We start from the raw sequence: 13,807 nt of genomic DNA, 5'->3' as shown, positions 1-13,807 counted from the left end.
GACAGATTATAAACCATATTTAACCCATTTGTCCGGCAGATGTTGCCGTGTAACCGCGCCATTTTTTCAACACCGACTCAAAGTCCTGTGGCAAAGCGGCTTCAAAATAAATGCTTTTTTTTGTTGATGGGTGTACAAAGCCCAAACTTTGGGCATGCAGTGCCTGGCGCGGCATCAGTTCAAAGCAATTCTCAACAAACTGTTTGTATTTACTGAATACGGTACCCTTTAATATTTTATCACCACCGTAAACAGCATCACTAAACAGCGGGTGGCCGATATGTTTCATATGCGCGCGGATCTGGTGCGTACGGCCTGTCTCAAGTTTGCATTCAATTAGTGTAACATAGCCCATACGTTCTAACACCTTATAATGCGTTACCGACCATTTGCCTTTCTCCTCGGTATCATAAATAGACATCACCCTCCTATCGCCAATGCTACGGCCAATATAACCGGTTATAGTACCGTCTTCTGGCAAATCGCCCCAAACCAGGGCTATATATTTGCGGTTGATGGTATGTTCATAAAACTGCCGGGCCAGATAGGTCATAGAGCGTTCGTTTTTGCTGATAAGCAGCAGGCCCGAGGTATCCTTATCAATACGGTGTACTAAACCCGGGCGGCCATCATTACCTGGCAGCGTAGGTAGCTGCTGAAAGTAATATACCAATGCGTTCACCAATGTACCACTATAGTTATTATAGCCTGGGTGTACTACCATCCCCGCTTCCTTGTTAACAATCAGCACGTCATCATCTTCATAAACAATATTTATGGGAATATTTTCAGGGTAAACTTCAGTATCGCGGGGCGGGTGCGGCAATACAACCGATATCACATCAAGCGGTTTTACTTTATAACTTGCCTTAATCGCTTTATCATTTACCAGTACATTACCCAACTCGATTGCGTTTTGTATACGGTTACGCGAGGCATTCTCAATGCGGTGCATTAAAAATTTATCAATCCGCAACAACGATTGGCCCTTATCTACAACTACTCGTAAATGTTCGTAAAAGTCCTGTTCCTCAATATCTTGCAGGTCAGTATTATTTATCATGGATTGCAAAAATAGTTGTTTTTTAATATTAAATATCTGATTATTGCGGAATAAATAAACCTCAATCGAATATGAAAAAACTCTACGCTCTAATTATTGCCGGTACTTTCTTTATCGGCATACAAAAATCGCAAGCACAGGATGGTTTTGATCAATTAATTAAATCCAGTCCTGCTGATGCCACTAAACTTGTATCTGCTTATGGCCTGCCGCTTTTCAAAGGTTTTGGCACAGGGCTAAATAGCGGTTGGAACAATACAGCTAAAACTAAAAAGCTATTACATTTTGATTTGAGGATTACCGCAGCTATTGCCATGGTACCCAACAGCGATAAATCTTTTGATGTAACTAAAATTGGGTTATCAAACCACGTTGTACCAACATCAGCATCTAATACAATAGCTCCAACCTTTGCCGGTAGTAAATTGGCCGGGCCTAACATGACCATTAAAGATGATAATGGCAATACTGTTGGCAATTTTGATATGCCCAAAGGATTAATCTCTGTAATACCTGCTCCGAATATCCAGTTAACTGTAGGGCTTGTACACAATACCGATATTACCATCCGCGCAATACCAACTACAAAAATCAGTGGGGACATTGGCTCGGTTGGCATGATAGGCTTCGGTATTAAACATGATATCATACAGGATTTTGCAAAAAAACTTCCTAAGCCTTTTGATTTGGCTATCGCTTTTGGTTATAACAAATTAACCTACAAAAAAGACCTGAATGTTAAGCCAGATGCCGGTGCATTGCCGCTTAATGCTTCGCAATCGTCCGATTTTAGTAACCAGCGTATTGAAGGCCACTTTTCGGGTGTAAATGTATCTGCCATTTTATCTAAGAAACTGGCGGTCTTTACCCCATTCATTTCAGTAGCTTATCAAACTGCTTCAACAGATATTGCTGCTATAGGAAATTATCCTGTCACTTCAAATGCTATAGCGGGTCAAAAATTTTATACTACCTACAACAACCCTGTAACCATTAACCAAAATAGCCTTAGCGGTTTACGTACCGATCTTGGTTTCCAGTTGAACCTGGCCATTTTCCGCGTATACGTATCAGGTAGCTTAGGCGAGTACAAATCTGTTAATGGTGGTATTGGCTTCGGTTTTTAATTGAATGCCTGACATAACCCTTGAAATTTTCAGCCCCGTTCATCAATTACAGCACAAACTGTTTGATGAAAAGGGGCTGAAAATTTTTATAAAGCGCGATGACCTGATCCATCCCGTAATTTCAGGGAATAAATGGCGCAAACTTAAATACCTGCTTATTAAAGCACACACCGAAGGAAAGAATCACTTGGTTACTTTTGGTGGGGCATATTCTAATCATTTATTAGCTACCGCAGCCGCAGGTGCCAAATTCGGGTTTAAAACAACTGGCATTGTTCGTGGCGAGGACGTGCAGAATGATACTTTGTTTATGTGCCGTCTGCATGGTATGCAATTAATTTTTACCGACCGTGAAAGTTATCGCGATAAGCCCGCGCTATTTCAAAAATATTTTGGTGCAGATACAAATGCTTTTTTTATCGATGAAGGCGGTGCTTCGACCGAGGCTGCCCGGGGTTGTAGCGAGTTGATTGCCGAATTGCCGCAACTCTATCAGCATATTTTCTGCGCCAGCGGAACCGGGACTACAGCCGCGGGAATTATTAATGGAATTCAGCAGCAGCAATTAAAAACCCACTTTCATGCTATCCCGGTTTTCAAAAACGGGGAGTTTATCCGCAGCGAAATAGATCAATATCTGATAACGCCAACCGACTACAGTCTGCACACCGAATACCACTTTGGTGGTTATGGCAAAACCACGCCTGAATTGATAAACTTTATTAAAGAATTTGTAGCATCAACCGGCATCCTGATAGAACCTGCTTACACCGGCAAAATGCTTTACGCGATATTTGATCTTGCCCGCAAAGATTACTTCCACCCCGGCGATGAGATATTGGCCATCCATAGCGGTGGCATATGGGGTTTATTGGGTATGCGTGATAAGTTTTAACCCACTTTTACGCAGAATTCTATAGTTTTTTCGTGTTGGTGAAGCTTTGGCGGGGCTAAACCAAAACCATCATCAGTACAAAAACTAACTTTAAATTGTTTAAACCTACTTTTTGCCCAATCGGTTCAAAAAGTGCCCTAATTAGCTTGGTTTGAGGTTTTTCGGTATATTTGACCAAACACTTTAACCTATGTACAGCCTGAATATTGCGCCCGAGAACGTTAATGCTACATTAAGCAAACATATTTTAGCCGATGGTTTCGACCTTACTTTTGATATGGAAAAAAGCGAGGGCGTTTACATTTACGATTCCAAGAACAAACGCCGTTTACTTGACTTTTTTACCTGCTTTGCATCGGTGCCTTTAGGATATAACCATCCAAAAATGCTGGGCGATGATGCCTTTACCAAAAGCCTGATGCTGGCTGCATTGACAAATCCATCTAACTCGGATATTTATACTACGCAGTATGCCCAGTTTATAGATACCTTCTCGCGTGTTGGTATCCCCGACTATCTGCCGCATGCCTTTTTTATTGCAGGCGGCGCTTTGGCCATTGAGAATGCCCTTAAAACGGCTATGGACTGGAAAGTACAGAAGAACTTTGCCAAAGGACACAAAGCCGAAAAAGGGTTCAAAGTATTGCATTTTGAACAAGCTTTTCACGGTCGCACAGGCTATACTTTAAGTTTGACTAATACCAGCCCAGCCAAAACCAAATGGTTTGCCAAATTTGATTGGCCGCGGGTTAATAACCCGGCAATGCAATTCCCACAGAACGAGGCGAATGTTCAAGATATTATTGCCCGTGAGGAAAAGGCTATAGCCCAGATAAAACAAGCGTTTGCTGAAAACCCCGATGAAATTTGCGCCATTATTATAGAACCTATTCAATCGGAAGGCGGCGATAACCACTTCAGAGTAGAATTTATGCGCCAACTGCGCCAATTGGCTGATGAGAATGAGGCACTGTTAATATACGATGAAATACAAACCGGCGTTGGGCTTACAGGCAAGTTTTGGTGCCATCAGCATTTTGGAGAGGATGCCCGGCCTGATATTATAGCTTTTGGTAAAAAGATGCAGGTTTGCGGCATATTAGCCGGTAAACGTATTGACGAAATTGAAGGCAATGTATTCCGGGTATCCTCCCGTATAAATTCAACCTGGGGCGGCAATTTGGTAGATATGGTACGCTCATCTAAAATAATGGAAATTATTGAAGAAGATAGGTTGTGTGAAAACGCTGCCAAAATGGGCAACTATCTGCAGCAGCAATTGCTAAAGCTTTCTGAAAAGTACGAGATAATTGGTAATGTACGAGGAAAAGGCTTGCTTACAGCCTTTGATTTTCGTGATCAGGCCCATCGCGATGCCTTTATTCAAAAAGGATTAGCGCATAATGTGATGTTTTTAGGCTGTGCCGATACAACCATACGTTTTAGGCCTGCACTCATCATGGATAAAACGCATATAGATGAGGGACTGCATGTTATGGAAAAAATAATAAGTATTTTATAATTTATATAGTGTTAATGAAATGTAATAATATTGCTACAACGAAGCTATTCGGTAACTAATAATATTTTTTTCTCGTAAAACATACTAATATTGTCCCATCACGTTTATTATATAAACGCGCGCTAAACACCACTATTACTATCTATCTGGGCAATATCCCTAATGTATTGTCGCTATTGATGTACTATGTCTAATGCTATTCAAATTAGGAGCTGCTACATTATTATCATGAGTAAACAAACTGAAAAATTAAAGAAACAATTAATTGAGATTTCCGAAGTAGTTAACCTGTTCAAATCCGAAGCAGTACAGGTTAAAGTAATTGACAGATTATTTGATGTTATTATTGACGCCGAAAGGTCGGATGCTGACACGGTCGACATATTTCATAAAAAAGGGCCTAAACAAAAGATCAATGGTAATAATTATGAGCATGTGCCGGTACGTAAAAAACCCGGGGCTACTAAAGTGCTTAATCAGCTATTAACAAGTACCGACTTTTTCGACACACATCGTTCTATATCATCAATAGCCGAATATTGTAAAACTAACTACGATTCGGATTTCAAAACATCTGAACTATCAGGGATCCTGCTAAAACTGGCTAACGAACATAAGTTAAAACGCGAACGCAGTAACGCTAACAACCGTTTTGAATATGTAAAAGCATAACGTTGTGATAAACAAAAAAGACCTGAAGATAATATCAGGTCTTTTTTGTTTATGCTCCTTATTCCAGGAATGTCATATCATCTTTGGAAAGGTTGATATCGGCAGCAGCCAGATTTTCTTCAAAATGCGCTAATGAAGACGTGCCGGGGATGGGTAACATTATTGGCGATTTATGTAACAACCAGGCAATATTAACCTGTGCCTCGGTAACCCCATATTTTTGAGCTACTTTAGCCAATCGCGTATCCTGCCTATCAGCTGTGTGCAGCGACCAAAATGGCACCATAACTATATTATGCTGCTCACAAATATCAAGTACTTCCTCACCGCCCATATTTGTCCCGCCATGGGCAAATTGTTTAGTAGTACGCTGTCCATGACCATACATGTTCTCCACCGATACAACGTTGCCCATTTTCATAGCAGTTTGTAATTCGTCACGGGTAACATTGCTCACGCCTACATGCAGTATTTTGCCTTCGCTTTGTATTTTAAACATAGCTTCCATACCTTCCTCGAAATTGGTCATTCCGGGCATTACACGAAAATGCACCTGGGTTATCCTGTCAATTTTTAAAGTGCGTAAATTATTTTCAATGCTGGTACGCAAATTTTCAGGAGTATTATACACCACCCAGCTTTTATCGGGCTTGCGGGTTGCCCCTACTTTGGTACATATCACCAAATCATCCGGGTATGGGTATATGGCTTCAGCAATTAAACGGTTAGTTACATCATCGCCATAATAGTCTGCTGTATCAATAAAACGGACGCCTTTTTCTATAGCCCTTTTTAATATCGCTAACGCTTCAGGACGATTAGGTGGTTCGCCATAAAAACCCTCGCCTGTAAGGCGCATAGTGCCGTAACCTAAACGAGGGACGGTTAACGGATTGGCTGTATCTTTTCCAATGGTGATGGTGTTATTCATATACAAACCTAACAAAAGATAGCGTCTAGTTAAAACAATTCTGCCCTGCAGAGAGGGTGTTAACTGATAATGATGCTAAGCCTGAAACTCCATGTTCTACCGCAAATCCATCAAACTATCCACGCCCAAAATTTTTCGGCTGGTAAAACCTTCGGCAAATTTGGTACCTATCGCTTTGCCAAATTCACGGCCACGGCCTTCAACAACGGCCGTAAATTGGGGTGATGAAATATAGGTTTGCGGCTCGTTTTCATTCCATTCAGGGTTATAAAATTGCGATCCGTAAGCAAAAATGCTGGCCATTTTTTTATCCCAATAGTCGGTTACATCAATAACAATATCAGGCTGTATGTAGTTATCCTGTATAAAATGTAAAACCTGTTTAGGGCGCCATGGCGCCTGTGGTTCCCCGTTTTGCAATGTTTCTATTTTTCGCAAACCAGATAAAAAAGTAGCTGCTTCTACTAACTGATTGGCACGGCCATGGTCTGGGTGACGATCATAGTAAGCGTTAGTGATCACAATATCCGGCTGAAACTTGCGGATGGCAGCAATAACTTTTAGCTGGTATTCTTTAGTGTTCTCAAAAAAACCATCGGGTATGCCTAAATTTTCACGTACGACTAAACCAAGTATCTTTCCGGCACCGGCAGCTTCCTCGTCGCGTATCTCGGCAGAGCCACGGGTACCTAATTCGCCCCGGGTAAGGTCAACAATACCGACCTTATGGCCCATGGCTACATGTTTAGCTATAGTACCCCCGCAACCTAATTCAGCATCGTCCGGATGGACGGCCAAAACCAAAATATCTAATTTAAGCATATTATTCTATTGATGATCTGCGGCCAGCAGGCGGTCTATTTTCTTTCTTATTTTGGATGATGTTGGTTTGGTGAACGGATAAAAAAAGTCGGTCACTAAGCCATGTGCATCTACCAGGTACTTATGAAAATTCCACCGTGGTGCAGTGTTTACAGCTCCGTTTTGTTTCTTATCTGCCAAAAACTGGAACAGCGGGTGGCTGTATGGGCCACGTACCCTTACCTTTTCAAAAACCGGAAAATGCGTACCAAAATTGATAGCGCAAAACTTGCTTATCTCGCTGCCATCCAAAGGTTCTTGTCCGCCAAAATCGTTAGATGGAAAAGCCAGTATCTCGAAGTTCTGATCTTTATAGGTCTTTCTTAATTCTTCAAGTTCTTTAAGCTGGGGAGTAAAACCGCATTGCGATGCGGTATTTACTATTAACAATACCTTGTTTTTATAATCGCCAAGGCTAACTTCTTCACCGTTTAACTTTTTAACATTAAACCGGTAAATGCTCTTATCGTCCATTATCTAATTGTTGTAGGAAATATATCCTGCAGATTGCAGAATAGATTCGATATCCCTCTCCTGTTCGGGATCGTAAGTTTCTTTCAAATTATGCCCAAATATCCTGGCTATAGACTGAAACATAAATGCGTTCAATCCGCCTTTCATCTCTTTCAGCATTTCATAACTTGTATTCCCTGTTTCGCGGTTAACTAACTTTATTAATATCTCACCTTGTGTAATGGTAAGGTTTTTTATTTCGCGGTTAAACAGATCTTTTATCTGCGTTTCGCAAGCCTTTATCATTTCTTTTTGTTTGCCTTTATCGCCGGTGGTGGCTAAATCGCGCTGCAGCTGCTGGTAACGGTTACTGGCAAACCGCATATATGGTAACACTTTGTAAACATTATAACGCAGGCGGTTGTAATCCTGCCGGTCTTTTTCACTTTTAAAAATGCGTGTATCAACAATTTTTATTTCAGGTACAACCGTCCACGGGATCAACTCGCCTTGATATTCTGTCAGGTAAGTCCGGATGGTATCATTTTTGCCTAATTTAGGTCGTGGCAATGCACTTTGTGACAGCGCTATGGTAGCGAAGCAGCAAAACAGTAATACAAAGCCAATAAATTTCATAATTTTACGTAATACAAAAATAATGCTATTTTTTGTTGTATTGCATAACATATATGTAATTAAATTTTATAATGACATTACCAGGTATATATAAGGGCTTATAAATGAAGGATGTAGTGATAGATATTGAGGCGGAAAAGAACGAAATACTAAAGCGTTACCGGGCATTGCTGCGTGCATCAAAATCAACCTTGCAAAAGGGCGATAAACGCATGATACGTAAGGCTTTTGATATGGCCCTTGAAAGCCATAAGGATATGCGCCGCAAATCGGGCGAGCCGTATATATATCATCCTATTGCTGTTGCCCAAATTGCTGCCGAGGAAATTGGCTTGGGTACTACTTCTATTGTTTGTGCATTGCTGCACGATGTGGTTGAGGACACTGATGTTACTTTAGATGATATTGAACGCGAATTTGGAAAGAAAGTAGCCAAAATAATTGACGGCCTAACTAAAATTTCCGGCGTGTTCGATACCAACAGCTCTTTACAGGCCGAGAATTTCCGTAAAATGTTGCTTACCCTGGCCGATGATGTGCGGGTAATATTGATAAAACTGGCCGACCGCCTGCATAACATGCGTACCATGGAGTTTATGCCGCGTGATAAGCAGTTGAAGTTATCGTCAGAAACCGTGTATCTGTATGCACCATTGGCACACAGGCTGGGTTTATATGCCATAAAGTCAGAGCTGGAAGACCTTTCCATGAAATATATGGAAAGCGAGACCTACCAGTTCATTAAAAATAAGCTAAATGAAAAAAGGGCGGAACGCGAGAAGTTTATCCGGGATTTTATTGAGCCAATAAAGAAAGTGCTAGAAGGCCAGGGCTTGAACGCCGATATGTACGGCAGGCCGAAGTCGATCCACTCCATCTGGAATAAGATGAAGAAAAAGAACGTCCCATTTGAAGAGGTTTACGATCTTTTTGCCATCCGTATCATTCTGGATAGCCCGGCAGAAAATGAAAAATCGGATTGCTGGAAGGCTTATTCTATAGTGACCGACCTTTACCGGCCTAATCCCGACCGTTTGCGCGACTGGGTATCATCGCCCAAGGCTAATGGTTACGAATCATTACATACTACCGTAATGGGCCCGCGTGGGCAATGGGTTGAAGTGCAGATACGTACCACCCGTATGAACGAAATTGCAGAGAAGGGTTTTGCCGCGCATTGGAAATACAAGGAATCATCAGTAGACAACGGGCTTGACCTGTGGATACAAAAAGTTCGCGATATGCTGAAAAACCCCGACAGCAACGCATTGGATTTTCTGGATGATTTCAAGATGAACCTTTTTAGCGATGAGATATTCATCTTTACGCCTAAAGGTGCATTAATACAATTACCATCAAGCGCTACGGCGCTGGATTTCGCGTTCGAGATACATACCGATGTGGGGGCCAGTTGTATTGGCGCCAAAGTAAACCACAAACTAGTACCGCTAAGCTATAAACTACAAAACGGCGACCAGGTGGAAGTGATTACCAGCAGTAAGCAAAGTCCAAAAGAAGACTGGCTGAACATTGTAGTTACGGCTAAAGCTAAAGCCAAAATAAAATCGGCATTAAAAGAAGAAAAGCGCAAAATAGCTGAAGATGGCAAGGAAATACTGGAACGTAAGCTAAAATCGCTGAAGATCACCTACAATTCAGAGAACATCCATAAGCTGAGTTATTATTTCAAACTGCAATCGACCCAAGACCTCTTTTACAATGTAGCTAAAGGGTTGATAGACCTGAGTCAGCTTAAGGAGTACCAGGCATCAGAAAAAAGTATTGAGAATAAGCCACAGGATAAAATTGACGCCGACCAGGTACAAAGTCTGCTAAAAAGCATTAAGGCCAAAGATACCGACATGTTATTGATTGGCGATGACATGCAAAAGATTGACTATAAACTTGCCAGCTGCTGCAACCCTATCCCTGGCGATGATGTATTTGGTTTCATTACGGTAAGCGATGGGATAAAAATACACCGTACTAATTGCCCTAATGCCACCAAATTAATGTCCAACTACGGTTACCGCATTGTAAAAGCCCGCTGGACAAACCAGCAGGAACTGGCATTTTTAACCGGTTTGCGAATTACGGGTATTGATGATGTTGGCCTGATCAATAAACTAACTACAGTAATTTCCAACGATTTTAAAGTGAATATCCGCTCTATTACTGTTGATAGTGATAACGGTATTTTTGAAGGATCGATTATGGTGTATGTGAACGATACCGAACATCTGGATAACCTGATAAAACGCTTGAAAGAGATACGCGGCATTACCGCCGTAACACGGTTTGATTCAACCCCGGCTGTGGAACGGGCTTCTTAGATAGACAGTAAAGAATTAATAACAAAGATTCAAGAGTTTAAAAAGGTAACGCGGTATTGAATTTTACTTGAATTCTTCCAACTCAAAACCTGACATCTCCGGGACTTTCGGTCTTTCCGACTTCCAGACTATTTTAATACCTTTGAATTATTAATAGCAAAACATGTCGCAAACTGAAACCATTGCCATGGTAAAGAAAATTTTCGAGGCTTACCTTGAAAACAAAAGTCTGAGGAAAACTCCTGAGCGCTTTGCCATTTTGGAAGAGATCTATTCACGTAATGATCATTTTGATGTGGAATCGTTATACATCCACATGAAAAATAAAAAATACAGGGTTAGCCGTGCTACAGTATATAATACACTGGAACTATTAGTATCGTGCGACCTGGTGACCAAACATCAGTTTGGCAAAAACATGGCCCAGTTCGAAAAATCATATGGCTACAAACAGCACGATCATATTATTTGCATAGACTGCGGCAAAGTTGTTGAGTTTTGCGACCCACGCATTCAACAAATACAAAGTATGATGGGCGACTTGCTTAAATTTGATATCAAGCACCACTCCCTTAATCTTTATGGCAATTGTACTAAACTTAAGCAAGGTTATTGCGACAGAAAAGTTTAACTTTGCCCCCTTTCAAATCAATCATATAAAATAAATGGCTGTTGACGTTTTATTAGGCCTGCAATGGGGCGACGAAGGTAAAGGAAAAATTGTTGATGTACTGGCTGCGGATTACGATCTGATAGCGCGCTTCCAGGGCGGACCAAACGCCGGGCATACCCTTGAGTTTGACGGACAAAAATTTGTATTGAACACTATCCCTTCGGGTATATTTTTTAATAATACACTAAACCTGATTGGTAATGGTGTGGTAATTGATCCTATTACCCTTAAAAAGGAACTGGATAAACTGAAAGCTGCCGGGCACGACCTACTGGCCAAAAAGAACCTGGTAATTGCTAAAAAAGCACACCTGATACTGCCTACTCACCAATTGCTTGATGCTGCTTCTGAAAAGAAAATGGGCGAAGGCAAAATTGGTTCAACTTTAAAAGGCATTGGCCCAACCTATATGGACAAAACCGGCCGCAATGGTTTACGCATTGGCGATATTACCCTGCCCGATTTTAAAGAACGTTACCAAAAATTGGTTGCCAAACATACCTCAATGCTGCAATCGCTTTATGGCGAGGTGGTAGATTTTAGCGAACGCGAAGCCGCCTTCTTTGAAGCGTTGGACGTGATCAAAAAATTCCCTTTGGTTGATTCGGAGCATTTTGTGAATGATTATATCCGCAAAGGCAAAAAAGTATTAGCTGAAGGCGCACAAGGCGCTATGCTGGATATCGACTTTGGGTCTTATCCGTTTGTAACTTCATCAAACACTACATCAGCCGGTGCTTGTACTGGTTTAGGCATTGCACCAAGCCAAATAGGCGAAGTAATTGGCATATTTAAGGCATACTGCACCCGTGTTGGCGGCGGCCCCTTCCCTACCGAACTGGATAACGAATTAGGCGAAAAACTTCGTCAGTTAGGTCACGAGTTTGGCGCTACTACTGGTCGTCCACGCCGTACGGGCTGGATCGATCTGCCGGCATTGAAATATGCTATTATGCTGAATGGTGTAACTCAACTGGTAATGACTAAAGCCGATGTTTTAAGCGGTTTTGAAAAAATATATGCTTGTACCCATTATAACTATAACGGCGAGGTAATTGATTATATGCCTTATGATATTTGCACCATTACCCCCGAGCCTGTTTTGCAGGAAATTGAGGGCTGGAACGAAGACATTACCGGCATTACTGAATTAGACCAAATACCGGCATCATTAAGCCGTTATATGGACTTTTTAAAAGAGCAATTAGGCGTGCCGGTTAAATACCTTTCTGTTGGCCCGGATAGGGTACAGACGTTGGTATTGAATTAATTCAAATACAATAAACAAAAAATGCCCGCAGATAATTGCGGGCATTTTTTGTTTATATCTTTACACCTCGTGAATTTTACCATAACCGATATCAATATATTTAAACACAAAGCCTTACAATGGGCCACGCGTTTTGATGTATTGTGCTATCTGGATTCCAACAATTTTAGCGATCCCTATTCCAAATACGACCTTATTATTGCCGCGGGCGCTAAACATGAGTTAAAGGCAAACGTTGGTAATGCTTTTGCTGAATTAGAAGCTTTCAGGCAGCAGCATCAAGAGTGGTTGATGGGTTTCTTCACGTACGATTTGAAAAACGAGATAGAAACCCTTTCTTCATCAAACCCGGATCATCTGCATCTCCCTGATCTGTATTTTTTCGTGCCTGAATACCTGATTACAGTAAAAGACAACAATGTCAGCATCACAGGACAAAATTCATCGGGCGTTTTGTATGAGATTGAAAAGCAAAAAATAACCCAACCACAAAGCATTCCAACTGTAAAACTCCAGCCCCGTTTTAACAAAGCTGATTATATAGCAACCGTAAAAAAAATACAGGACCATATTATCCGTGGTGATATTTATGTGAGTAATTTTTGTCAGGAGTTTTTTGCTAATGGTGTTAAAATCGATCCGCTGGAGGTATTTAAACAATTGAACCAATTATCACCCACCCCTTTTTCCTGTTATTTTAAATACTACCAGCAACATATTCTTTGCGCCTCGCCCGAACGCTTTTTGGCCAAGCGCGGTAGCAAATTAATATCCCAACCTATAAAAGGCACTGCAAAACGTCAGGAAAATACTGAACAAGATGAATTGGTTAAAAATGCATTGCAAAATGATCAGAAAGAACGCCAGGAGAACGTAATGATAGTTGACCTGGTACGTAACGATCTTACTCACTCGGCCAAAGCCGGAACTGTTAAAACAGAAGAACTATTTGGTATTTATAGCTTCAACCAGGTACACCAAATGATATCGACCGTGATATGCGAATTACGGAATGACGTATCTGAAGTACAGGCTATTAAAAACACCTTCCCCATGGGCAGCATGACAGGGGCGCCAAAAATAAGCAGCATGCAGCTAATGGAACAGTATGAAAAAAGCAAGCGTGGGGTATATTCCGGGGCGATAGGCTATTTTAGTCCGGATAATGATTTCGATTATAACGTAGTTATCCGAACTTTATTGTACAACCAGGAAAATAAATATTTATCGTTGCATGTAGGCAGTGCCATTACTTATGACGCAGATGCAGAAAAAGAATATGAAGAGTGTCTGGTGAAAGCTTCGGCAATGTTTAAAGTGTTAGGCCATTAATCGTCTTTGTAAATTACATCAATATGGCAAAAAGATAGT

13 protein-coding genes are annotated in these 13,807 nt (G+C 41.2%); 8 read left to right on the top strand and 5 right to left on the bottom strand.

All coding sequences use genetic code 11. The annotated features are described in order from the left end of the window. Positions 1-19: 19 nt before the first annotated feature. Positions 20-1,063: an RluA family pseudouridine synthase gene (locus IRJ18_RS04840; RefSeq protein WP_194105071.1), complete on the bottom strand. Its 1,044-nt coding sequence runs from the start codon at positions 1,061-1,063 to the stop codon at positions 20-22. Positions 1,064-1,134: 71 nt separating this feature from the next. On the opposite strand from IRJ18_RS04840, the gene IRJ18_RS04835 reads away from it, so the two are divergent. The 4 genes from IRJ18_RS04835 to IRJ18_RS04820 all read left to right on the top strand — a co-directional run bounded on the left by IRJ18_RS04835 (position 1,135) and on the right by IRJ18_RS04820 (position 5,279). Next, the gene (locus IRJ18_RS04835; protein WP_194105070.1) at positions 1,135-2,190 is read left to right on the top strand and encodes a DUF6588 family protein; all 1,056 of its coding nucleotides are present in this window, start codon (positions 1,135-1,137) and stop codon (positions 2,188-2,190) included. Between the two features lie 4 nt (positions 2,191-2,194). Beyond that, complete coding sequence (locus tag IRJ18_RS04830) at positions 2,195-3,085, top strand: 1-aminocyclopropane-1-carboxylate deaminase/D-cysteine desulfhydrase (RefSeq protein ID WP_194105069.1); 891 nt, start codon at positions 2,195-2,197, stop codon at positions 3,083-3,085. Between the two features lie 190 nt (positions 3,086-3,275). Then, positions 3,276-4,607 carry an L-lysine 6-transaminase gene (gene lat, locus IRJ18_RS04825; RefSeq protein WP_194105068.1) on the top strand — a complete coding sequence of 444 codons (1,332 nt, stop codon included), beginning with the start codon at positions 3,276-3,278 and terminating at the stop codon, positions 4,605-4,607. A 228-nt stretch (positions 4,608-4,835) separates the two neighbouring features. Next, positions 4,836-5,279 carry a hypothetical protein gene (locus IRJ18_RS04820; RefSeq protein ID WP_194105067.1) on the top strand — a complete coding sequence of 148 codons (444 nt, stop codon included), beginning with the start codon at positions 4,836-4,838 and terminating at the stop codon, positions 5,277-5,279. Between the two features lie 58 nt (positions 5,280-5,337). Here the strand turns inward: IRJ18_RS04820 and IRJ18_RS04815 are convergent, their stop codons facing one another. The 4 genes from IRJ18_RS04815 to IRJ18_RS04800 all read right to left on the bottom strand — a co-directional run bounded on the left by IRJ18_RS04815 (position 5,338) and on the right by IRJ18_RS04800 (position 8,160). After that, positions 5,338-6,210 (bottom strand): aldo/keto reductase, encoded by an 873-nt coding sequence (locus IRJ18_RS04815; RefSeq protein WP_194105066.1) that lies wholly within the window; start codon positions 6,208-6,210, stop codon positions 5,338-5,340. Between the two features lie 96 nt (positions 6,211-6,306). Next, positions 6,307-7,032 (bottom strand): bacillithiol biosynthesis deacetylase BshB1, encoded by a 726-nt coding sequence (gene bshB1, locus IRJ18_RS04810; protein ID WP_194105065.1) that lies wholly within the window; start codon positions 7,030-7,032, stop codon positions 6,307-6,309. Positions 7,033-7,038: 6 nt separating this feature from the next. Next, positions 7,039-7,545: a glutathione peroxidase gene (locus IRJ18_RS04805; RefSeq protein WP_194105064.1), complete on the bottom strand. Its 507-nt coding sequence runs from the start codon at positions 7,543-7,545 to the stop codon at positions 7,039-7,041. Positions 7,546-7,548: 3 nt separating this feature from the next. Beyond that, positions 7,549-8,160 (bottom strand): DUF4294 domain-containing protein, encoded by a 612-nt coding sequence (locus IRJ18_RS04800; RefSeq protein ID WP_194105063.1) that lies wholly within the window; start codon positions 8,158-8,160, stop codon positions 7,549-7,551. A 104-nt stretch (positions 8,161-8,264) separates the two neighbouring features. On the opposite strand from IRJ18_RS04800, the gene IRJ18_RS04795 reads away from it, so the two are divergent. The 4 genes from IRJ18_RS04795 (at position 8,265) to IRJ18_RS04780 (ending at position 13,768) form a co-directional block, all read left to right on the top strand. Beyond that, entirely contained in the window at positions 8,265-10,493 is a 2,229-nt protein-coding gene (locus tag IRJ18_RS04795) for a RelA/SpoT family protein (RefSeq protein WP_194105062.1), read from the top strand. A gap of 163 nt (positions 10,494-10,656) precedes the next feature. Further along, complete coding sequence (locus tag IRJ18_RS04790) at positions 10,657-11,124, top strand: Fur family transcriptional regulator (protein ID WP_194105061.1); 468 nt, start codon at positions 10,657-10,659, stop codon at positions 11,122-11,124. Positions 11,125-11,158: 34 nt separating this feature from the next. Next, positions 11,159-12,436, top strand: a complete 1,278-nt coding sequence (locus IRJ18_RS04785) for an adenylosuccinate synthase (RefSeq protein ID WP_194105060.1) — start codon at positions 11,159-11,161, stop codon at positions 12,434-12,436. 69 nt (positions 12,437-12,505) lie between these two features. Continuing rightward, on the top strand, positions 12,506-13,768 hold the full coding sequence (locus tag IRJ18_RS04780) for an anthranilate synthase component I family protein (protein WP_317174052.1): 1,263 nt from the start codon (positions 12,506-12,508) through the stop codon (positions 13,766-13,768). Positions 13,769-13,807 lie beyond the last annotated feature (39 nt).

The sequence above is a fragment of the Mucilaginibacter boryungensis genome (genome assembly GCF_015221995.1).
Taxonomy (GTDB): domain Bacteria; phylum Bacteroidota; class Bacteroidia; order Sphingobacteriales; family Sphingobacteriaceae; genus Mucilaginibacter; species Mucilaginibacter boryungensis.
Note: the sequence above shows the minus strand (reverse complement) of the source record. Positions and strands in the feature narration are given on the sequence as shown.